This is a genomic window from Arthrobacter sp. MYb229 (genome assembly GCF_002975405.1).
In the GTDB taxonomy this organism is placed as follows: Bacteria; Actinomycetota; Actinomycetes; order Actinomycetales; family Micrococcaceae; genus Glutamicibacter.
Genome location: NZ_PCPS01000001.1, coordinates 343,843 through 365,738 on the forward strand (window position 1 = coordinate 343,843; position 21,896 = coordinate 365,738).

The following is a 21,896-nucleotide window of genomic DNA, read 5'->3' on the forward strand; positions in this document are numbered from 1 at the left end:
GAACTCCTCGAAGTTCGATTCTATGAGCAATGCTGCACGCTGATGGTTCAGCGCGCAGCATGCGATGTTGACTGAGGCATCGGCATCGGCTCGTCGATAGGCTGCGCCTTCGCGCTCATATCGATGCCCAGATCCTTGGCGAATACCGTGCGGGTTCCGGTGTAGACCCCGTCCTTGTTCTCGTCGAGCTCGAAGACTCGGGCACCACGAAGATCGTGGTCATCTGTACCACCCAGGCCGTAGGTTCCAAAGCCGGTACTCGGGGCGTAGCCCAGCTCGATGTCGTAGTAGTCGCCCTTAAAGGTATTGATGTGGTCGTGTCCGCAGTACACGCCACGAACGTCTCCGCGCTCCTGCAATGTAGCGAACATGCCGGAGTTGAAAGCGCCAACGTAGATGCCTTCGTTCTTAACTCCCTCGATGGAGTGCTTTGCCACGGCTTTCTCGTGGTCGGCATCATTCGAGGTGAACTGGGAGCCGTACCACATGTGGTGGTGTTCCCAGAGGGGGATATGGAAGAACATCAATGACTGGACATTGCCATAGCGTGCTTCGGTGGCCTTGGAAGCTTCGCGGTACCAAGCGATCTGCTCGGGGCGGATCCAGTCGTAGGACATGAGGCCCTCAAAGTCCTGTCCGCCAATAGTCTTTGGCGCGTAGCGATTTGAATCGAGCAGCCAGATACCGAAGACGGGCTTGGCGTTCTTGGATGAGGCGATCAGCAGCTGGGTGTTCGATTCACCCTGGATCTTGTCATTCTTCGAGTTGGTGTTGAACTTGTAGCTGCGGATGAAGTCCACGAGCTTGGCTTCGTCCATGCCGGTTCCGTTGGACATCGAGTCCTCGTCATGATTGCCAAAGGTCAGCGCCCAGGGAATGCCCCGGGATTCCATGGGCTGCACAACGTTGTTGATTGCCTGCTTGACCTCGGTGGTGGTTTTCGGCGAACCATTGATGACATCGCCGTTGATGAGCGCGAAGCCCGGCTTTTCGGTATCCAGCACCTTGTCCATCAGCTCCAGGGTGCGGCGATCGGTGAGCGGGCCATCCTGGGTGTCGTTGAACTGCACGATCTTGAACTTGCCGTCTGCCGCGAACTTGAGCTTCGGGGTAGCCGCTGAAGCCTTCTTGGCCGGTACTGCGGACGCTGCCGTGCTGTTGGCAGCAAGGAGTCCGGTAATCGCGGCAGCTGTGCTGCCGATCAAAACTCCGCGACGGGGGACAGGAGAATTGCTCACAGGTGTGCCTTTCACATGAATAAGGAAGCCAGTATGAATTAGTTGGCCGATAACCACTAGAGCGTAGAGCTGGCTAGTGACCAGTGAGTGAACGTTGGTAGTCGCTTCCTGCCCCTGCGCGTAAATAAAGCTGTAGAACATGCACCTTCGGCATTCCAACAGAATCGGGCGTGCAACAGCTCACAAGATTTGTCGAGGCAAACATCAAACGTCTAATGTTTAAACGTGATCGTCAACTCATCTGAACAGCTCGTCCCGCCCGATGCCCCGCAAACTCGGAAATCCCCGTGGGTGGTCGGTGCCGTTGCCGTCGCCGCGGTAATCCTCGTCGGGTTGAACCTGCGCATGGGCATCGCCTCCGCCTCGCCGCTCTTCCACGAGCTGCAGGAGATGCTGGGCTATGGCACCTTTATCGCCTCGCTGCTGCCCACAATTCCGGTGCTCTGCTTCGCGGTGGCAGGTGCCGCGACCAGCATCGTGATTCGCCGGACCGGCCTTGAATTGGGCATTGCCCTTTCCTTGCTGCTGCTCACGGCTGGCTTGGCCCTTCGAGTCGTCGATTCGACTTGGGCGCTATTGGCAGGCACTGTGGTGGGCATGAGTGGTCTGGCAATCTGCAACGTCGCCATGCCTTCCTTCATCCGCGAGCATCATGGACACCGTTCGGCGTCTATGACCGCTGCGTACACGACAACCATGTCAATTGGCGCCACCTTCGCCTCGGCGGTCAGCATCCCTCTGGCGATGCAAGTCGGATCGCCTACTACCGCCTTGGCTTTTTGGGCGATACCGGCCAGCTTGGCACTGCTGGCATTTGTGCCCTTGTCTTTCTCGGGAAACCGCACGAAGCCCACTGCGGGCGCGCATGTCTCACCTTGGCCGCTGCTGGCCACGGGCAAGGGGCTACTATTCACCACAGTCTTCGGAATCCAGTCGCTGCTGGTCTACACGGTGGTCAGCTGGTTGCCGCATATCCTCATTTCGCGCGGACTTGAACCGGCCGCCGCCGGGCTGATGCTCGGAATCGTGCAGGGAGTTAGCATCCCGGCGGTCCTGATCATGCTCTGGATGGCCTCGAAGCCGGGTTTGCTGCGCAGCGCTTTCTTGCTGACCACAAGCTGCTCGGTACTCGGCTTCTTGGCCCTGCTGGTTCTGCCCGTGGAATTGTCCTTGATCAGCTCGATACTCATCGGACTGGGATTCGGCGTCTTCCCGCTGGTTATGCTTATGCTCAGCCGCAGCGGTGGAAGCGCGGAGGAAACCACGGCCCTGTCCACGGTGGCTCAGTCGGTAGGCTACTTGGTTGCAGCCCTTGGCCCGTTCGTACTGGGTCTGATGCATGGCGCCTTGGGATCCTGGACCTTGGGCCTGGCGATAGTGCTGGCATTCGCGGTGGTTCAGCTGGTGTTCTGCTTTAAGCTCGGAGGCCTGCGCACCGAGGCAGAATCCCGGCAGTTGGTCGAAGTTGATGGTTCGGCCGAAGTAGAGCAATCATGAGCAATACACCCATGCGCCCACCGCTGGCCGATGAGGTCGTTGCCCGCTTGAGCGATGCCGTGGCTCAAGGACGCTGGGCAGTAGGGGATCGCATTCCGGCAGAACCCGAGCTGATCGCCGAAATGCGTGTTTCGCGCGGAACGTTGCGCGAAGCAATTAAGGCTCTGGCTCGCACGGGCATGTTCGAAGTGCGCAGGGGAGACGGAACCTATGTGCGGGCCACCAGCGAAATCAGCGGAACCGCGCAACGCGTCTACCGGGAACACTCGGACCAGGATGTGCTGCAGGTGCGTTTCGCTTTGGATACCCAGGCCGCGAGGCTCGCTGCGAAATCCTCCGATGCGCAGGTAATCCAGCGGTTGCGTACTTTGCTGCGTCAACGAAGTGACGCATGGCGGGCGCAGGACTATCAGGCTTGGTCGCAGGCAGACTGGCAGTTCCATCTTGAAGTTGCGCGCGCATCCGGAGTTCCGCTGCTGCATGAGATTTACGAGAGCTTTGGCAACGTCTTCCACGGTACCAAGATGACCCAGCGCCTAGCGGAGGGATTCGACGGTTGCCTGCGCGATGGGCATGAGTCACTGGTGGATGCCCTCGAAGCCGCCGACGACGAAGCGGCTGCCCGAACAGTTGTAGCCAACCTCGATTACTGCATGAGTTGGATGCCGTAATTTTCCACCGCGCGACCCAGTGGCTGCGCGGAGCTAGTTAGGATTAGACGTACTTAGGCCGCTGGAACTATCTCTTGAGAGAACCCTAAACGATGAAAACGCGCAGCTCTTCGCAACGATTTCTATTTCGTCACTTACCTTTCGCACCTTGTTCGTGGAATGGGCATACCCGTGACGTTGACCGTCCTGTCGCAGAGCAGGAGTACCACCAGATGCGATCAGGCATAATGATCAGGTCAGTGATTGATACCTGCATTGCACATGTCTCCTATGAAAAGTACATAGTGCACGGATATCTCAATAAGGAACGGAATTTTATTCACTCACCTTGGGCAGTGTCAAGTTATATACGCAGACCTTCCGCTTCCGGCCAGTCCTCTGGAACTAAGGCTGGCGGCTTAGACCAAGTAGGTTCGACCAATGCCTCCTGGAACCAATCTTCTTGGAGGTTTGCATGCTCTGTGATGATTAGCTGGAAACCTGGGTTCTCCTCGCGTACGTATTCGAGAAACAAATTGAACAGGCGCCGCACAGCAACCATATCCGCGTCGGCTTCAGTTCGCTCGACTGTACCGTCTGCTTCCTTATATTTCTCTTCGGTGGGGAAATATACTTGCGTTGGCTGATCGATTAGCAAGAAAGATGGGATGGGACACCCATTTTTTGAAGAGTAAAGATGGATTGCCAAGAGTGCTGCCACGTGATAAGCCAAGTGGTTTTCGCCGCCACCGCTCAATGCCATCGGTACCGGACGTCCCGGTCGATCAATGACGACCGTAAGTTTTCTAAGATCAAAACGACTCGGTGTGCCGGCAAACTCTGCTTCTAATGCATCAATATATCTAGAAACATCTTTCGAAATGTTATTTAATACCGATGCGATTGCCTCCTCTCGGTCATCGTCGCCAACTTCCAGCTTGAGCTTTTCCACTTTGCCCTTCAGCTGATAAATTTCATTCTCTGCATCCGAGACTTCCCTGTCAGGTGCTAACGATTCCAAGAAGAGACTTACTCGTCCTACAACTCGGGCCGACGCGACGGCCCTGTCACGCAAGTTTTCTAGCCGTTCGTCAGCCTCGATGAGAGCGACTAGTTTGGCCTCTAGATTCTGAATAGCTTCAGTTGTTATTCTTGACTCTTGCTCCAAAACAGCAATAAAGTCATCAATTTTTGGCCTTTCCCCTGTTACAGCTTCGAGTTCTTGATCAAGGGACGCGAGCTCCGATAGAAGAGCCGAAGCTACGGGTACATCCAACCCCAAATTCTCCTCTGCAAATGGCCATTGCCATTCACCTGTACTCCGTTTCTTCGGGAAAGCCAAGATTGACGAGAGCCTGTCACGTTGTTCTATGGCTTCATCTACAAAGCCTCCAGCTTGAGCAGAGTACCTCCTAGTGGAATCCAATTTGAACTGGATTTCTCGCCGACCTTGCCTTAGCTTTTGGATCTGAGCCTCCAATTCGGTAATTTCATGAGTCTCACCAAATGACTGCTGTGAATCAAGTGGCGCCCAGAATTCAATAGCACGAAGTTTTTCAATAAAGTCATCATCTGATGTCGCAGGAGCCAGGAGTCCCACAGCAACTGCTTCGGAGTGCAATTTGAATGCGGAAATCTGCGCACCCGCTATAGCACCTTCCAAGGAATCAAGCTTTTTCTGTGCCAAACTCAAATCACGCTTCGCCGCACGTAACTTCGATTGATAGGTAAATCGATCCGGGGAGTCTATGCCGAGCAGAACGGGGAACGTGTCTTGAATGCTCAGTGGAATGTACGGCTCGTTTTGACGGTAGAACAGCTGGTCCTTATTGGCGATTAAACCTTGTTTTTGGAAAAGATAGAACAAAGTGTGGTTGATTTGCGCTGCATAACTGACCCTGCTTTGATCCATAGGAACGAGAGTTCTGTTCTCGGGGATACCCAACAGCTTGGAAAGTATCACTCTTACTGCAGTATCATCAGTATTCGCTTCGAGTCCTTCAAATGGAGGGATTGCGATGTTTGTTCCCCTGCGTATCATCGCTGCACTAGCGCTCTGTGCGCCATTGCTAGGGGCCTGCTTGGCGACCAGAACTTCCTCGCCTTCGAATCGGTAGATTACCGCAAACCAAGAAACCTTATCTCGAATCACGCCCTCTGGGACTTTGAATTCAGAGACGCCCATACAATACTCGATGATTTCCGAAAGGGCGGACTTACCTGTCGAAGATCGACCCGTGATCACGTTTAGACCCTCTTTAAATGAAAGGTCCCGCCGCCGATGGTCATGGCTGTAAATATGGATGGACTTAATTCTCATGGTCGCACTCCTAGGGTGGTGTAAATGGTGGCTCGATCTCCGATGCGAGCGAACTCTTTTCCGAGTCGAATCGCGTTCTTCTGGCATTCTTGTGATTCTTGAGTGCCATCTACGGCAGCTCGAATTCTCTTTGGGACAGCATGAATTCGCCCCTCACGGGAAACTTCTATGCAGTGATTACGCGCCAGAATACTGAAAGCTTCGTGGGTAAACGTGAGTATATCTCGGGCTCTTTCATCAAAACCCAGTATCAGGTCTGGATGTTTTTCAAAGATTGTTAAGAGTCGCGTTTTTGGATGTGCAGTCAGTTTTTTTCGAGTATGGCTGTGCAAACTAAGTGGTAATATGAGAAGTGACAATGAGAAAGGCATGCCGCGCGGGTCTACTTCTTGATAACTCTTAATTGCTCGTTGCAGCAAAAGCCCGCAAAATGCTGGATTGAACAAGTTTCGAACTTCAATTGGCCGCTGTGTCCAAGGTTGCATGATTCCTACCCCAGTACTTCATCAAGTCGGCTGAGAAACGTCGGGTGCCAATAAACTCTCGGTTGCGGTTTTTCATTGGCAAGAATATGGAAGCCGCCCCTCACAACGTATGGCTCTGTGACCTTTTCCCGTATCCGGAGAGAGTCGAGATTTCCACTTTCCAAATCTGCCCACCTGTAGAGTTGTTTGCCTGCTTCCGCTAGCTTTTCGTTAGCTATCGTGACATCAAAATCCTCAAATACAACGTCACGATAACGACTCCATTCATCTACAAGTTTGGCTTCAAATCTGCCTATTTCTCCGGGCATTAGGACATTTTCTCGAGCCCAAACCGAGCGTTGAGCGTACGCGCGATAATAGTCAAGAATGGCATTTCGAATTCTTCCAGTTTGGACTCCGATTTCACGGAGCTGTATGACGAACTGGCGTTGGTCACCTTCAGCATCAATTTCATATTCTGGAGTTGCTCCGAAGAAATGGATCGGGAGATTGTTTGTTTTATACTCGTCTGCAATACCAGATAGCTTGTCTGAAAGCTCGTATCCGGAGAGTGGAGCAGCGCGTTCACCAGTAAGAAGCAAGATCATTTCCTGGCTCCACCATCCCAGTAGACGATCAAAAATTGCGGGGCGAAATTCTCTGGAGATGCTTCGCATATGTCGGTTGATGATTTTTTCCGCGATGTCAGATATACGTGGTGTCGAGTCGATTATGGTGACGCGGGCGAAAAAATCTTCACGCTGTGCGTCCGTCAGGCTATCGAGCTCAGAACGAACCTCCTTAGATAATGCGGTATTTGAACGCTCCAGTGCCTCCCTGGCGCACATAACCGCATCAGCTATGTTCTCGCCCAAATTAGTCAGCCTTGAACTAAATTTATGGAGATAGGACGTGGGTGAAATCTCAGACGTCGTAAATAACAGGAATTTTAAGTCAGATTCTTGGAACGAATCTCGCTTGTAGCGAGAGATCCAAATGCGTACTGATTTCCAAAAATCGACTGATAAGTCGGTTAGTCGGTCTCCGACGCTCTTATGCTTCAACGAGCCAAGTGATTTTGCGCCGTTGAGATCAACAAAATCGAGATCATCATCCATTTCGATGTACACCTCCGTTGATTCAGCTAGCTCAAACAGCCGGAGCAGAGCAAATTGAGGTTGGTACATGTACCCAAGCCCTTGTTCGCTCGCGGAGTATTTGTCTTTTGGTAGCGTATTCACGCGAGAGTCCTTTCTCGAACTGGAAACCTCGATTGGGGGAATATCCCTGATCGTTGCATTCGCATCCGATTTCCTCGTAGGTCGAGCCTTAGATTCATTACAATCAATTAGTCAGAGCCTACCGAGAATATTAATCTTTTCAGACTTCTGTTTCGGCGGTGTGCCTTTTCAACATAGCCTTTCCTTGCGTGAATACCGTGGTCTCCTACATGTACATGTTCTGCACCACAACTGCAGCAAGGTGCCAAGGCACTGAAGTCACCAGAATTTCGTCGTGACGGCTCGATATTTTGACCCAGTGGTTTCACGGCGTACGCGTATTTAGTATTCAATAATAGCAAAAAGGAGATCTGGAGTTGGGAAGGAAATAGGAGCGTTCAAGATCTATGATTCATGAATCAAAGGTCACCATTTCGATGATCAAATATTACTGGCCTCTCGCGGCCTCCACTCGTTGAACTTGCCGCCCAATATCTGACCGTCTATGTCAGGCTGGGAGCGCTGACAGACCAGTTGGATGCTCTGCATTTCCGTGCGTTGTTTGAAGATCGATTCACCCAGTTCCTCCCACCATCTGCGACACTCCGCTCCGGTGGTCCACGTCACCGGAGAAATCCTTGTCGCCTTTACGCACACCTGGAAAAAGGCGCGAGTTGTGTGAGCGAAAGAATCGAATTCCTCAATCAATCCCTAGTTGCGCTGCCTGAGGATCACTTTGACGAAGATGTGTCTATTGTCTTTGAGATGATCATGGTCCGCACCAACATAACTGGTGTCTCTCGTGAAATCCCGAACGACCTCAATAGCTTAGGAAACCAGTTCAGCACGCCACTTTCCCTACCAAAGCTGAGAGAGTCGGAAGGGAAGGGAAGGGAAGGGAAGGGATGGGAAGGGAATCAAGTCAAAGCCTTTTCGACCAACGCGGCTACCTTTGATAGTGCGGAGTTGAACCGTCGGCATCGAGCTCACAGCGAATGCGAATACCGGAACAAGTAATTGAAACATTCCTACTAGAGCAATCTTGCTCAAAGGGCGTTGGCCGTGAACCGACCATGGCCCCATTCGGCTCCCCTGGCAGTGAGCTACCTGTCAAAGGTTCAGTTAGCGATCATCCGATCACACGTAGGGCCGGGGTGTGGGATCCTGAGGAGGAGGATTCGGCTATTCATTCTAGTTGGGAAACCAAACATGAGTGGACGGCAAACTAAGCACCTGATCCCGTGCATCATGGAATAGAGGCTTGGCTCCCCACCTTTATCATCAATATCTGCGAGAGTTTGCGACTGTTCCGGAGACACGAGCTACTTTCAGACTGTACCTGTCGTTTGCCCCTGCCCGTCAACGGATTGAAAGCTATGAAGGACATAGTCGTGACCCTCATAGGCTGGCGAACTCAATCCCTCGTCAGATTACCAGAAACGAGTAAAGACCGCTGAGATTAACAAGAATCCTAGATCAGCGGCTTTCGGTCTCACATTGAAACAATCGGGCTAGGCATTGGGATATTCTTGCACTGCAGTGAGTTGAAGGTTAGTAGTAGTAGAGAGTTGAAGGTTAGTAGTAGTAGATTTCTCGAACAAGCTCCGTCGAATGCTGTCATGGGTGTGCAGCCGGTCGCTCATATTGGGTGAAGACAAATACAGGTCAGTTAGATTCTGACAATTCAGAATCTAACTGAGCTATTGTCTGTCTCTTTTACTGCTTGGTTGCTCTAAACAGCTTTCATCCGCGCCACATTCTCATGCACCACAGCCTTGAAATCGCCACCGGACGCCGCGAAGGTAATGCGCTGCAACTGATACTCGGCGCCGCGTTCAATCAGCCGGATAATGCCCTGCAGTTCATTGGAACAACCAAGCTGCTCGGCCACCGGTGCCAGACGCTTCACTTCGGCGCGCAGGTGGTCGGTCACGAGCATTTCATCGCCCTGAGCGTTGAGGATGATGATGGCATCCAGCCCGTAACGAGCGGCTCGCCATTTGTTCTCCACACGGAACCAGGCCGGCATGACCGGAACCTTATACCCGGCCTCGATGGCCAGGGACATATCGTGCACCAGGCACTGGGTCAGCGCGGTTATAGCGGCAATGTCATCTAGGGAGCTCAGTCCGTCGCAGATTCGCATCTCCACGGTGCCGAAGCGAGGTACCGGGCGGACGTCCCAGCGGATTTCCGAAACGTCATCGATCACGCCGGTGTGCAGCATGTCCGCCACATGGGATTCGTATTCGGACCAGGAATTAAAATGGAAAGGGATTCCGGCGGCTGGCAGCTGCTGGAACATCAGCGAACGTTGCGAAGCGTACCCGGTGTCCTCGCCGCCCCAATAGGGGCTGGAGGCGCTGAGCGCCTGGAAATGCGGCTGGTAGTTGATCAGCCCGTCGGTGATCGGCAGGGCCTTGTCGCGGCTGTCCAGACCGACGTGTACGTGCACCCCGTAGATCACCATCTGGCGTCCCCACCACTGGGTGCGGTCAATCAGCTTGGCGTAGCGATCCTTGTCGGTGACCGGCTGTGAGATCGGCGCGGCGAAGGGGTGGGAACCGGCGGAATACAAATCCACCCCGTGCTTCGCAGCCACCTCATTGAGCATGCGCACATTGGTGCGTAGCTCTTCCGCCGCATCTGCGACGGTGTTGTGCACCCCGGTGACCACCTCAACGGTGTTCATCAGCAGTTCGGGCTTCACCGTGGGGTGTTCATCCTCGTGACCCAGTCCGGCATCTTCCTTGAGCTGATCGAGGATTTTTTCGGCGACCGAGCACAAGTCCGCGCTTTCGCGATTGACCAAGGCGATTTCCCATTCAACACCAATGGTGGATTGAGATGAGTTGGCGAACTCGATTTTCTGCACGGCGCTCCTCTTGCTGATGTCTCGGACGGAAGGCTCCGGAGCCGAATAAAACTAGACGGTTAAACCATCGAATTATTCGAAGGCCTTCCATGCTTATTGTAGGTTTTGCGCCACCCCAGCCAAGACATTCATCCGGTGGGACGTGCATCACTATAGATTAGTGCGGTTCTACCTCGACGGCCACACGATTCTGGCCGATGCGGGCAAGAATGAGCGTTGCATGCTTTTTCGCCGACTTCGGGGTACCGGCCAGCAGGATGCGGCGCAGCTCCTCGGGCAGCACATCTACTCCACGTTTTTTGATATCCAAGCTGCCAATGCCGTTGGCCTTCACCCAGGACTTCAGCTTCTTCACGTTGTAGTCGTGGACCTCCAGCACCTTGAAGCCGCGGGCGAATGGGGTCTGCAGCTGCTCGGTGTGCGTGAAATACGCAATGTGCTCATCCAGCAGGTGCCCGCCGGTGGAGTCGAGCAGTGTGGAAATGAGGTGCGAACGAATCACCGCACCGTCGGGTTCATAGAGGTGTGCCTCGAGTTCACCCACGGGAGCCAGGGGGTCCTGCTCCACGGTGAGCTTGCTGGTCAGCTCGTGAGCGCCGGTCTTGTCGATGACCAGTGCAGCGCGGGACACCTCCGGACGTTTCAGCTTGCCGAACCACAACCCGGCTTCGATCACCGAACCATGATCTGAAATCCACACCGCCTCTGCGCCGGCCGGAATCGCTTCATGCGGCAGGCCCGGGCCGAGCTTCACTCCGGCGTCCAGTCCGGAGTCCACGAGCTTTTCCACGAAGGACAGGGGAGGGGAGAAAGCCTCCGGGTCAAAGAGTCGGCGGGTACTGCCGGTGACGTCGGTGCGTCGGGCCGGATCCAGCCATACGCCATCGATGCCGGTGAGGTCCGCAGTTTCGGCGCTGCCGTGCACTACGCGGGCATTTTCGAAAGGCATCAAGTTCAAGGTGGTCGCCGCGGCGGTGGTTTCATCCTGTTCCACGGCGGTGACCTGCAGCCCGGCGCTGGCCAGGGCGATGGAATCGGCACCGATACCGCAGCCCAGGTCGGCCACGTGGGTGCTGCCGGCCTGAACGAAGCGGCGGGCATGCAGCCCGGCTATGGTCAGACGCGTGGCCTGCTCAAGCCCGGCGGGCGTGAAGATCAAGGTGTCGGCAAAAGGGCCGAACTTGACCCGGCCGCGGAAGCGAAGCTCGGCTTGAGAGATCACCGCACGCACCACCTGGGCGTCGTGACCTTCCTTACGCAGTTTTTCGTTCAAGGACCACGCCGCGTCCTTGGTTGCCGCCATGGACGGATCGACGGTCGCCAAGAGAGCCCACCCCTCGGGGGAAAGAAGGGCAGCGAATTGGTCGTTGAGTGTTGAATCATTTGAAGCCTGGGCCATGGAACAAGCCTATCGTCATCCGGTGCCCTTCCCGGCGTTCGGGATTTCGAGGCTTCGATGGAGGTGCTGGGACACAATGTGACAAATGCGCGTCATATTCATGGGGCTTGTTCTGAGCTATCAAGCCCCATGAAATGCAGCGGGAGGCGCTTCAGTCCGAGGTTTTTTGCGGGCGTGCCCGTGCAAAAATCGGCGCAGGTGACTGATCACTAGAGTAAGTGTTACTAACTCTTGCATAGGCGAAGGCCAAGCAAAGCATGCTTCTTGAATGGGGCACCTTCCATCTCGTCCTCCGTGTCAACGCTCATGCTTTACTCTTCTCCGGCCCATGTGTCGAAGCGGCATGAGCCTTCGAGGCCGAAGGTGGTGTCATTGTTGGCGGGGGAGATGCTCGCCGGGCCCGTCTCTGCTGTGGCGCACGTCGCATCAACCCCGTCTCCTCGTGTTGTATGTCACCTGTGAACAAACTTAGGCAGAGCACGAGTCAACCCGCAGCGGTGCAGCGTGGCACCGCGGCGGAGAATCCAGCAACGGGAACGGACCCGGCCCAGCACCAGCTCAAGCGCGGGCTGAGCAGCCGCCATCTGCAGATGATCGCCATTGGCGGTTCCATTGGCACCGGGCTTTTCGTGGCCTCCGGCGGCACCATCGCCCAAGCAGGCCCGGGTGGCGCGCTGCTTGCCTACGCCGCGGTGGGCCTTATGGTCTACCTGCTGATGCAGTCGCTGGGGGAGATGACCGCCAAGATCCCGGTGGCCGGTTCCTTCCAGACCTTCGCGACCCGCTTCGTCTCGCCCTCCTTCGGCTTTGCCATCGGCTGGAACTACTGGTTCAACTGGGCCATTACCGTCGCGGCCGAATTGGTGGCCGCCGGCATCGTCATGAGCTTCTGGCTTCCCGACGTTCCGGGCTGGATCTGGGCCGGGGCCTTCCTGGTGGCACTCACGGCGCTGAACGCCCTGTCTTCCAAGGCCTTCGGCGAAGGCGAATTCTGGCTGGCCATGATCAAGGTGGTCACGGTCGTCGCCTTCCTGGCCGCCGGCATCCTGATGATCTTCGGGGTGCTCGGCGCGCAAACCGATCCGCTGGCCAATTGGCGCGAAGGCAAGGACGTCTTCCACGGCGGCTGGCTGTCTATCGTCTCGGTGTTCATGATCGCAGGGTTCTCCTTCCAGGGCACCGAGCTGGTGGGCGTGGCCGCCGGCGAGGCCAAGGATCCGCGCCGCGAGGTGCCGAAGGCCATCCGCCGGGTGTTCTGGCGCATCATGCTCTTCTACATCGGCGCCATCTTCGTCATTGGCTGTCTGATTCCCTTTGCCGATCCCAGTCTGCTGGCCAGCGGCGAAGCCGATGTGGCTTCCTCGCCGTTCACCCTGGTCTTCGAACGCGCCGGCATCGCCTTTGCCGCCGCCGCAATGAACGCGGTCATCCTCACCGCCATCCTCTCCGCGGGAAACTCGGGGCTCTATGCCTCGACCCGCATGCTCTACTCCATGGCCCACGACGGCAAGGCGCCTAAGATCTTCGGACGTACCAACTCCCGCGGGGTGCCGATCATGGCCTTGCTGGCCACCTCGGCAGTAGGCCTGTTCGGCTTCCTGACGGCGCTGGTGGGACAAGGTGCCGCCTACACCTGGCTGTTGAATGTCTCCGGGCTGTGCGGTTTCATCGTCTGGGTGGGTATCGCCATCTCGCATTACCGCTTCCGCCGGGGCTATCTGGCGCAAGGTTACAGCGTCAAGGACCTGCCCTATCTCGCGCCGCTGTTCCCGCTGGGACCTATCGTGGCCTTCGTGATGCTCATTGCCGTGATTGTCGGGCAGAATTACCAGGCGGTGATGGCCGGGCATGGGCTGGAAGTGCTTTCGGCCTATATCGGGCTGCCGCTGTTCCTGGGGCTGTGGCTGGTGCACCGGATGGTCACCAAGTCCAAGGTGGTCAAGCTTTCCGAGATGGATCTCTCCGCCCCGGAGGACATCGAGGAGTCGGCCGCAGTGCGCTCTGGGCGAACCAGTGTGACGAACACGGTCAATCGTTAGCACTCACCTTGACCGAGTGCTAATCCACGGCCTAAAGTCATCTGTGGGTGTCAACTTGAAAGAGACGTTTGTCCCTTTTGAAATGACACACCGCCTGACTGGATCACACCAACTGGCACCGCGACGACGGTTGGTCCAATGCCATAGGGCGAAACCCTACATTCATTGGTTCATACACGAAAAGGAGAGACCATGTCTGTCTCCATCAAGCCACTCGAAGACCGTATCGTCATCAAGCAGGTCGAGGCCGTAACCACCACCGCTTCCGGTCTGGTCATCCCTGACTCCGCCAAGGAAAAGCCACAGGAAGGCACCGTTGTTGCAGTAGGCCTAGGCCGCGTTGACGACAACGGCAACCGCATTCCTCTGGACGTTGCCGAAGGCGACGTGGTGCTGTACTCGAAGTACGGCGGAACCGAGGTCAAGGTCGGCAACGAAGAGTACCTGGTGCTCTCGGCTCGCGACGTCCTGGCTGTCGTCGTAAAGTAACGCCAACCTCGCAGCTCTCCGGTCCCAACTCCTTTAACGCGAACGCGTTTGACGGGGTTCGGGGCCGAACTGCGACCGATGCTATTTCAGGAGTTAATGCATGGCTAAGCAGCTAGCATTCAACGAGGAAGCGCGACGCGCCCTCGAAGCGGGCATCGATAAGCTCGCAAACACGGTGAAGGTCACCCTCGGCCCACGCGGCCGCAACGTGGTGCTCGCCAAGAGCTGGGGCGCCCCGACCATCACCAACGACGGTGTCACCATTGCGCGTGAGATCGATCTGGAAGACCCATACGAGAACCTTGGCGCGCAGTTGGCCAAGGAAGTCGCTACCAAGACCAACGATGTGGCCGGCGACGGCACCACCACCGCGACCGTGCTGGCACAGGCACTGGTCAAGGAAGGTCTGAAGAACGTAGCGGCCGGCGCCGCACCGGGCGATATCCGCAAGGGCATCGAACTGGCAGTGGAGATTGTCGCCGAACGCCTGAAGGCCAACGCCGTGGCGGTCGAAGACAAGGTCGCCAACGTGGCAGCCATCTCGGCACAGGATGAGGAAATCGGCGCACTGCTGGCCGAGGCCTTCAAGACCGTGGGCACCGACGGTGTCATCACCATCGAAGAGTCCTCGACCACCGCCACCGAACTGGTCCTCACCGAGGGCATGCAGTTCGACAAGGGCTACCTGTCCCCGCAGTTCATCACCGACCAGGAACGCCAGGAAGTTGTCCTGGAAGACGCCGTCGTGCTGATCAACCCGGGCAAGATCTCCACCGTGGCAGAATTCCTGCCGCTGCTGGAAAAGGTGCTGGAGACCAAGAAGCCGCTGCTGATCATCGCCGAGGACGTCGAGGGCGAAGCCCTGTCCACGCTGGTGGTCAACAAGCTGCGCGGCCTGCTGAACGTGGTAGCCGTCAAGGCTCCGGGCTTCGGCGACCGCCGCAAGGCCATGATGCAGGATCTGGCGATCCTCACCGGCGCCCAGGTTGTCTCGGCCGAGCTCGGCCTGCAGCTGGACCAGGTCGGCACCGAGGTTCTCGGTTCCGCCCGCCGCGTGACCATCACCAAGGATTCGACCACCATCGTTGATGGCGCCGGAACCGAGGAAGATGTCGCCGAGCGCGTAGCCCAGCTGCGTGCGGAGCACGCCCGCACCGACTCCGAATGGGACCGCGAGAAGCTGGCCGAACGCCTGGCCAAGCTCTCCGGCGGCATCGGTGTCATCAAGGTCGGCGCCTCCACCGAGGTTGAGCTCAAGGAACGCAAGCACCGCATCGAGGACGCAGTGTCCTCCACCCGTGCGGCGCTTGAAGAGGGCATTGTCGCCGGTGGCGGTACCGCACTGGTTGACGCGCTCTCGGCACTGGACGAAGACGCACGCGTCGCCTCGGCGACCGGCGATCTGGCAGCCGGCGTGGGCATTGTGCGCCGCGCCCTGGTTCAGCCGCTGTTCTGGATCGCTACTAACGCCGGCTTCGACGGCGCGGTAGTAGCCTCGAAGGTGGCCGAAACCGGCCCGAACGAGGGCTTCAACGCCAAGACCGGCGTCTACGAGAACCTGCTCAACGCAGGGGTCATCGACCCGGTCAAGGTCACCCGTTCGGCGCTGCTCAACGCGGCATCGATCGCTGCCCTGGTGCTGACCACCGAAACCTTGGTTGCCGAGAAGGCTCCCGAGGAAGAGGCTCACGCCCACTAGCAGTACCGAGAAGCCGCCGCTTCCCCTAAGGACTTGGGTCTTGCGGGGGAGGCGGCGGCTTTTTGCTGTCCTGATGTGACCCTTGGTACCGTTGACAGCATTAATGAGCGCGCTCATAATTGATTTGAATCAGTTAATCGACGATGGCAACCATCTTGCACCAGGAGATCACGCATGCGCGCATTCATTATCGAGAAATACAAGGGCACCCTGCGGGAAGCCGAGGTCTCGGAACCCGGCGTGGGGGAGCATGATGTGCTCATCGACATCGCGGCGGCCGGCGCAAATCAGCTAGATGAGAAGATCCGCATGGGTCAATTCAAGGCGATCCTGCCCTACAAGCTGCCGCTGGTCCTCGGCCACGATGTCGCCGGCACCGTCATTGCCCTCGGGGCAAGCGTCCAAGGCTTTGCCCTCGGAGACCGGGTCTATGCCCGGCCGCGCGATCACCGGATCGGAGGCTTTGCCCAACGCATCGCAGTCGACGAGTCGGAAGTTGCACTGGCGCCGAAGGCGATCGACGAGGCGCAAGCCGCCTCGCTTCCCCTGGTGGCCCTCACCGCCTGGCAGGCGCTGGTCGAGCGGGGAACCTGCAGCCAGGGCAAAAGGTCCTCATCCATGCCGGCGCCGGCGGCGTGGGCACCATCGCCATCCAGCTGGCCAAGCACCTCGGAGCCCACGTGGTCACCACTGCCTCCGCAAAGAACGCCGAGTTCCTGCGTGCCCTGGGAGCCGACCAGGTGATCGACTACCGGAGCCAGGATTTCGCAGCGGAGCTGTCCGATTTCGACCTGGTGCTGGACAGCCTCGGTGGTGAGAACCTGTCCAAGTCGTTGACGATCCTTCGCGCCGGCGGCAAGGCCATCGGAATTACCGGTCCGCCCACCCCGGAATTTGCCGCAGAAAACGGCTTGAATCCCGTCATGGGGCTGGTGACCCGTGCGTTCAGCTCAAAAATACGCCGGCAAGCCAAGAGCCTGGGCGTGAAATACGAGTTTCTCTTCATGGCGCCCAGCGGAAGCCAGCTGCGCCGCATCGCCGAGCTGGTGGACTCCGGTGCCATCAAACCGGTCGTCGGCAAGACCTTTGGCTTTGCTCAAGTCCCCGAAGCCCTTGGCGCCTTAGTTGAAGGCGGCCTGCGGGGAAAGGTGGTCATCACCGTGCCCTAGCGGGGATGTCCCATCTTCCCGTTCTGCACTGTGTCCCGCCGGCTACTCCGGAAGGACAGCGTCGATCTGGACGCGCACGCCCTTGGCTAGCTGCGCAATGGAGATCTCCGGGTCGATGACCGAAGCCATGGCCACGAACTGGACCGAGGAGATGACTCGCGCCAGTGTGGCCGCTCTTGCCGCGTCCAGGCCCCGATGCTCGATCAGGATGTCGGCGATGGCCTGCTCGGTGCGTCCCACGATTTGCAGCGCTTCGCCATGATGCGGTTCGGTCGGATCGCCGAAGAGCATTTCGCGCAGGTAGGTGCGCCCGTTCTCGACCTGCACCCGGTTGCACTCGATCACCGGCAGCAGCAGCGCCATGATCGCGTCGAGCGCATTCGAGGCCTCGGCGGCCGCCTCGATGCCCTGCTCTAGTGAGTTTGCGTAGTGGTGGTTCTGCACGAGCAGCAGCAGCTCGCCCTTCGTCCTGGCATAGAGGAAGAGCGTGCCGGTGCCGATGTCCGCCGCATCGGCGACCTGCTGGGTGGTGACCTCATCAACGCCGCGGGCGGCAAATAGCTCGCTGGCCGCGGCGATGATCCGTTCAAGCTTTGCCTGCTTATTGCGTTCACGCCGCCCTGGCGGCGGGGGAGTCGGTGGCATCGGGAAATCTCCTGGAGCAAACGTGAATAGAATTAATCATGAGTCTAGTCAATATCGTCCGGGCGCGGGTTCGGTCGCTCAACGCTCCAGCACCGCGGGCCGGGCGCGCCCACTGTGACAGAATCAGTTCGCCCGGGCCCGAGGGGTAAATTCCGCACGTCATCCCGGTGAGCCCGATATTCTTATCCGGCTCAGGTGCGCTCGCACAGCTCGCGTTATGCGCAAAAGGAGCTGCCCTTGGTAGAATCTTTGGTTGTCCGGTGCCGATCACTGCCATCTTGGACAATTGCCCACCAATCGACGAGGAAAGCGGCGCCGCGTGTCACCAGCGATCCCCAGCCCACGGAGCACCGTGCCGCGCACGGAATTCCGTGCCGATCTGCAGGGCCTGCGCGCGCTCGCCGTGCTGCTGGTGATGTGCTATCACATCTGGTTCCAACGGGTCTCCGGCGGCGTGGACATCTTCCTGATGCTCTCGGCCTTCTTCCTCACCGGCTCGCTGGCGCGCAAGCTCCAGGGCGGGGACAAGCCCTCGGTGCTCGGCAACTGGCTGCACCGCTTCTCCCGGCTGCTGCCGCAGGCGGCGCTGATCATCATCGCCACCGCGCTCACCGCCTGGCTGGTGCTGCCCGGAACCCGCTGGCTGGCGCTCATCCAGGAGGCCTTCTCCTCCCTGTTCTTCATCCAGAACTGGACGCTGGCCACCGCCGAGGTGGACTACTACGCCTTCAACACCTCCGCCGCCTCCCCGCTGCAGCACTTCTGGTCGCTTTCGGTCCAAGGCCAGATCTTCCTGCTCTGGCCGCTGCTGCTCATCGGCGCCGCGCTGCTTTGGCGGCGCTGCTTCTCCCGGCACAGCTTCGCGAAGATCGCGGCCATCATGTTCGCGGCCATCTTCGCCGGCTCGCTGGGCTACTCCATCTACCTCACCGCGGCCGATCAGCAGCTGGCCTACTTCCACACCGGCACCCGGCTGTGGGAGTTCGCGCTCGGCTCGCTGCTGGCCCTGGGCCTGCCAACCCTGTCCCGGCTGCCCGAGGCGCTGCGTCGGATCGGCGGCTGGGCCGGACTGGTGATCATCATCGGCTGCGGCGCGCTGCTGGACGTGCAGGGACAATTCCCCGGCTTCCTCGCGCTGGTGCCCACCCTGGGCGCCGCCCTGCTGGTCATCGCCCCGGGCACCGCGCGCCGGATGAACCCCGCCGGCTGGCTGGGCAACGCGGCGCTGGTGAAGCTCGGCGAACTGTCCTACGGCATGTACCTGTGGCACTGGCCGCTGCTGGTCTTCTACCTGCACCTGGCCCCGGTGGACCACGCCTCGCCGCTGGCCGGGGCGCTGCTGATTCTCGGCTCCATCGCGCTGTCGGCGGCGAGCACCCGCTGGGTGGAAAAACCGCTGCTGGCCGTGCAGCGCGCCGGCGCCCTGCCGGTGCTGCGCTTCCTGGGCCAGCCAAAGCTGGTCAGCCAGGCGCTGGTGATCGTGGTGGCCCTCTCGGTGGCCTCCGTGCCGATCGCCGCCTGGGAATCAAATGTCGAAAAGCGCCGCGCGCAGGCCGCCGCGCAGGCCCCGGAGGAGAACCCCGGCGCGATGGCCACCGACACCTGGGACCCGTCCCCGGCCGCGCTCACCCTGCCGCTGCGCACCGAACTGGACACCGAATGGCAGACCCCGGGTGAGAACTGCAGCGGTGCACACACCCCCGAGGATCCTGCGATCCTGTTCTGCAACCAGGGTGGGGATCCGGCGGCCAAGCCCGATCTGGTGCTGCTCGGCGACTCCCATGTGCAGCACTGGTCCGAGGCCGCCGCGCGCACCGTCGAAGAGGCCGGCGGCAGCTGGGTGATGATCTACCAGCCGGGCTGCCGCTACGGCTCCACGGATAACCTAGATGACCCCGAATGCGCCGCCTTCCTGCCCGCGGCCCGCGACTACGTGGAGGCGCTGGCCCCGGAGATGGTGCTCACCGTGGCCACGCGCACCGCAACCTGGACCGACGACGCCGGGCGCAGCGCCGGAGCCCAGGAGGTCATGGCCGATGACTACGCCGGCGCCATCGAGCCCTTCGTGCAGGCCGGCAGCCAGGTGATCGCGATGCGCGACACCCCGCGCTATGAATATTCCATCCCCGAATGCGTGGACCGCAACCGGGCCGCGCCCGAGGCCTGTGATGCCCCGGCCACCGACAAGCTGGCTGAGGTGAACCCGGTGGACCGGTTCCTTCAGGACCACGATTACGGCTCCCGGGTGGTCTCGCTGGATCTGACCGGGATGCTCTGCCCGGCGGGCACCTGCAAGGCGGTGATCGGCAACGTGCTGGTGTACCTGGACGATTCGCATTTGTCCAAGACTTTTGTGACCAGCGCCGCCGATCGCTTCGCCGCCTCCTTCACGCAGGCCACCGGCTGGAACAAGGAATAAAAAACCGGCCCTGTGACGTTAGCTTAGACACAGATCTCCGACGGGAATCGTCAGCACCCCAAAAGGGATCTACCATTTAAGCAACCTCCGCTTTCGCTCCGAAAGGTTCTTACGTGACTGAGTTCAACCCCTTTGCCTTTGAAGGACTCACCTACGACGACGTCTTGTTGTTGCCTGGCCCCACGGATGTGATCCCCTCCGACGCGGACACCACCACCCGCTTCACCAAGCGCATCAACATCCAGACCCCGATCAGCTCGGCGGCGATGGACACCGTAACCGAGGCTTCCATGGCAATCGCGTTGGCTCGCCAGGGCGGCATCGGCGTGATCCACCGCAACCTGTCCATCGAGAACCAGGCCAAGCAGGTGGACCAGGTCAAGCGCAGCGAGTCGGGCATGATTACCGACCCGGTCACCGTGCACCCCGGGGCCACCCTGGCCGAATGGGACGACCTCTGCGCCCAGTACCGCGTCTCGGGCCTGCCGGTCATCGATGAGAACCGCAAGCTGCTGGGCATCATCACCAACCGCGACACCCGCTTCGTGCCGCGCGAGAACTACATGACCACCAAGGTCTACGAGGTGATGACCGGCATGCCGCTGGTCACCGCCAAGGAAGGCGTCGCCCGGGATACCGTGATCGAGCTGCTTTCCAAGAACCGCATCGAGAAGCTTCCGCTGGTCGACGACTCCGGTGTGCTCACCGGGCTGATCACCGTCAAGGACTTCGACAAGGCCGAGCAGTACCCGCTGGCCACCAAGGACGAGGACGGCCGGCTGCGCGTCGCCGCCGCCGTGGGCTTCTTCGGCGAAGGCTACGAGCGGGCGATGACGCTGATCGAGGCCGGCGTGGACGCACTGGTGGTGGACACCGCCAACGGCCACTCCCAGGGCGTGCTGGACATGATCGCGCGGCTGAAGAAGGATCCGGCCGCCGCGCACGTGGACGTCATCGGCGGCCAGGCCGCCACCCGCGAGGGCGCCCAGGCGCTCATCGACGCGGGCGCCGACGCCATCAAGGTGGGCGTGGGCCCCGGCTCGATCTGCACCACCCGCATCGTCGCCGGCGTGGGCGTGCCCCAGGTCACCGCCATTTACGAGGCGGCCAAGGCCGCCATCCCGGCCGGCGTGCCGCTGATCGCCGACGGCGGCCTGCAGCACTCCGGCGACATCGGCAAGGCGCTGGTCGCCGGAGCCGACTCGGTGATGCTCGGCTCGCTTTTGGCCGGCACCGCCGAATCCCCGGGCGACCTGGTCTTCATGGGCGGCAAGCAGTTCAAGGCCTACCGCGGCATGGGGTCGATGGGCGCGATGGAAACCCGCGGCAAGAACACCTCCTACTCCAAGGACCGCTACTTCCAGGCCGATGCACCGTCCAACGAGAAGCTGATCCCCGAGGGCATCGAGGGCCAGGTTCCGTACCGCGGCCCGCTCTCCGCGGTGGTCCACCAGCTCGCCGGCGGCCTGCGCCAGACGATGTTCTACGTCGGGGGGCGCACGATCCCCGAGCTGAAGGCCCGCGGCAAGTTCGTGCGCATCACCTCGGCCGGGCTGAAGGAATCGCACCCGCACGACATCATGATGACCGTCGAGGCGCCGAACTACCGTTCACGCTAAAGCAGCCAGGCCCAGCGCCCCGGACCTTCCCCCAGCGGAAGGACCGGGGCGCTTTGCCATGTTCCCGAAGGGGCCGCAGGGTTTAAACTAAAGAGCACAGGAGAGTCGCACCCCGCGCGAGCTCGGGGACCTGCACGTCTCTCGCGGCTGCCAA

The 21,896-nt window shown here is 59.1% G+C and carries 15 protein-coding genes and 1 pseudogene; 9 read left to right on the forward strand and 7 right to left on the reverse strand.

Annotated features, from left to right (window positions below):
* Positions 1 to 47: 47 nt before the first annotated feature.
* Complete coding sequence (locus CQ019_RS01640) at positions 48 to 1,238, reverse strand: metallophosphoesterase family protein (protein WP_258133810.1); 1,191 nt, start codon at positions 1,236 to 1,238, stop codon at positions 48 to 50.
* A 225-nt stretch (positions 1,239 to 1,463) separates the two neighbouring features.
* Between CQ019_RS01640 and CQ019_RS01645 the strand changes: the two genes are divergently transcribed.
* Both CQ019_RS01645 and CQ019_RS01650 read left to right on the forward strand, forming a co-directional pair.
* Positions 1,464 to 2,735 carry a CynX/NimT family MFS transporter gene (locus CQ019_RS01645; RefSeq protein ID WP_105568774.1) on the forward strand — a complete coding sequence of 424 codons (1,272 nt, stop codon included), beginning with the start codon at positions 1,464 to 1,466 and terminating at the stop codon, positions 2,733 to 2,735.
* Positions 2,732 to 3,406 carry a FadR/GntR family transcriptional regulator gene (locus CQ019_RS01650; protein WP_105568775.1) on the forward strand — a complete coding sequence of 225 codons (675 nt, stop codon included), beginning with the start codon at positions 2,732 to 2,734 and terminating at the stop codon, positions 3,404 to 3,406. Before CQ019_RS01645 ends, CQ019_RS01650 begins: the two co-directional genes overlap by 4 nt.
* Before the next feature lie 343 nt (positions 3,407 to 3,749).
* Here the strand turns inward: CQ019_RS01650 and CQ019_RS01655 are convergent, their stop codons facing one another.
* Genes CQ019_RS01655 through CQ019_RS01665 form a run of 3 tightly spaced genes read right to left on the reverse strand, consistent with a single transcriptional unit; the run spans position 3,750 to position 7,410 of the window.
* Entirely contained in the window at positions 3,750 to 5,705 is a 1,956-nt protein-coding gene (locus CQ019_RS01655; RefSeq protein ID WP_105568776.1) for a DUF3732 domain-containing protein, read from the reverse strand.
* The gene (locus tag CQ019_RS01660; protein WP_105568777.1) at positions 5,702 to 6,190 is read right to left on the reverse strand and encodes a three component ABC system middle component; all 489 of its coding nucleotides are present in this window, start codon (positions 6,188 to 6,190) and stop codon (positions 5,702 to 5,704) included. The genes CQ019_RS01655 and CQ019_RS01660 overlap by 4 nt, the downstream gene beginning before the upstream one ends.
* A 5-nt stretch (positions 6,191 to 6,195) precedes the next feature.
* Positions 6,196 to 7,410, reverse strand: coding sequence for an ABC-three component system protein (locus tag CQ019_RS01665; RefSeq protein ID WP_219844233.1), 1,215 nt, complete (start codon positions 7,408 to 7,410; stop codon positions 6,196 to 6,198).
* A gap of 657 nt (positions 7,411 to 8,067) precedes the next feature.
* Between CQ019_RS01665 and CQ019_RS01675 the strand changes: the two genes are divergently transcribed.
* Positions 8,068 to 8,406: a hypothetical protein gene (locus tag CQ019_RS01675; RefSeq protein ID WP_105568779.1), complete on the forward strand. Its 339-nt coding sequence runs from the start codon at positions 8,068 to 8,070 to the stop codon at positions 8,404 to 8,406.
* Positions 8,407 to 9,121: 715 nt separating this feature from the next.
* On the opposite strand, the gene CQ019_RS01680 is transcribed toward CQ019_RS01675, so the two are convergent.
* Together CQ019_RS01680 and CQ019_RS01685 are read right to left on the reverse strand one after the other, a co-directional pair.
* Positions 9,122 to 10,264 (reverse strand): glutamate--cysteine ligase, encoded by a 1,143-nt coding sequence (locus CQ019_RS01680; protein WP_105568780.1) that lies wholly within the window; start codon positions 10,262 to 10,264, stop codon positions 9,122 to 9,124.
* Between the two features lie 157 nt (positions 10,265 to 10,421).
* Positions 10,422 to 11,663 carry a class I SAM-dependent methyltransferase gene (locus tag CQ019_RS01685; RefSeq protein ID WP_105568781.1) on the reverse strand — a complete coding sequence of 414 codons (1,242 nt, stop codon included), beginning with the start codon at positions 11,661 to 11,663 and terminating at the stop codon, positions 10,422 to 10,424.
* Positions 11,664 to 12,160: 497 nt separating this feature from the next.
* On the opposite strand from CQ019_RS01685, the gene CQ019_RS01690 reads away from it, so the two are divergent.
* The 4 genes and pseudogenes from CQ019_RS01690 to CQ019_RS01705 all read left to right on the forward strand — a co-directional run bounded on the left by CQ019_RS01690 (position 12,161) and on the right by CQ019_RS01705 (position 17,059).
* Positions 12,161 to 13,702, forward strand: coding sequence for an amino acid permease (locus CQ019_RS01690; RefSeq protein ID WP_258133867.1), 1,542 nt, complete (start codon positions 12,161 to 12,163; stop codon positions 13,700 to 13,702).
* 192 nt (positions 13,703 to 13,894) lie between these two features.
* The gene (gene groES, locus CQ019_RS01695) at positions 13,895 to 14,191 is read left to right on the forward strand and encodes a co-chaperone GroES (RefSeq protein ID WP_096283020.1); all 297 of its coding nucleotides are present in this window, start codon (positions 13,895 to 13,897) and stop codon (positions 14,189 to 14,191) included.
* Between the two features lie 100 nt (positions 14,192 to 14,291).
* Positions 14,292 to 15,890, forward strand: coding sequence for a chaperonin GroEL (gene groL / locus CQ019_RS01700; protein WP_096283021.1), 1,599 nt, complete (start codon positions 14,292 to 14,294; stop codon positions 15,888 to 15,890).
* A 174-nt stretch (positions 15,891 to 16,064) separates the two neighbouring features.
* Positions 16,065 to 17,059, forward strand: a pseudogene (locus tag CQ019_RS01705) (NADP-dependent oxidoreductase).
* Between the two features lie 42 nt (positions 17,060 to 17,101).
* Here the strand turns inward: CQ019_RS01705 and CQ019_RS01710 are convergent.
* Complete coding sequence (locus CQ019_RS01710; protein WP_105568783.1) at positions 17,102 to 17,704, reverse strand: TetR/AcrR family transcriptional regulator; 603 nt, start codon at positions 17,702 to 17,704, stop codon at positions 17,102 to 17,104.
* Positions 17,705 to 18,023: 319 nt separating this feature from the next.
* Here CQ019_RS01710 and CQ019_RS01715 point away from each other — a divergent pair, with 319 nt between their 5' ends.
* Positions 18,024 to 20,123, forward strand: coding sequence for an acyltransferase family protein (locus CQ019_RS01715; protein ID WP_105568784.1), 2,100 nt, complete (start codon positions 18,024 to 18,026; stop codon positions 20,121 to 20,123).
* Between the two features lie 113 nt (positions 20,124 to 20,236).
* Complete coding sequence (guaB, locus tag CQ019_RS01720) at positions 20,237 to 21,742, forward strand: IMP dehydrogenase (RefSeq protein WP_096283025.1); 1,506 nt, start codon at positions 20,237 to 20,239, stop codon at positions 21,740 to 21,742.
* The last annotated feature ends 154 nt before the right edge of the window (positions 21,743 to 21,896 follow it).

Bases quoted from the DNA above. Each gene is read 5' to 3' on its own strand.
- CQ019_RS01650 (WP_105568775.1), top strand. From the start codon at position 2,732: ATGAGCAATACACCCATGCGCCCACCGCTGGCCGATGAGGTCGTTGCC.
- CQ019_RS01655 (WP_105568776.1), bottom strand. From the start codon at position 5,705: ATGAGAATTAAGTCCATCCATATTTACAGCCATGACCATCGGCGGCGG.
- CQ019_RS01660 (WP_105568777.1), bottom strand. From the start codon at position 6,190: ATGCAACCTTGGACACAGCGGCCAATTGAAGTTCGAAACTTGTTCAAT.
- CQ019_RS01685 (WP_105568781.1), bottom strand. From the start codon at position 11,663: ATGGCCCAGGCTTCAAATGATTCAACACTCAACGACCAATTCGCTGCC.
- groES (WP_096283020.1), top strand. From the start codon at position 13,895: ATGTCTGTCTCCATCAAGCCACTCGAAGACCGTATCGTCATCAAGCAG.
- groL (WP_096283021.1), top strand. From the start codon at position 14,292: ATGGCTAAGCAGCTAGCATTCAACGAGGAAGCGCGACGCGCCCTCGAA.
- CQ019_RS01710 (WP_105568783.1), bottom strand. From the start codon at position 17,704: ATGCCACCGACTCCCCCGCCGCCAGGGCGGCGTGAACGCAATAAGCAG.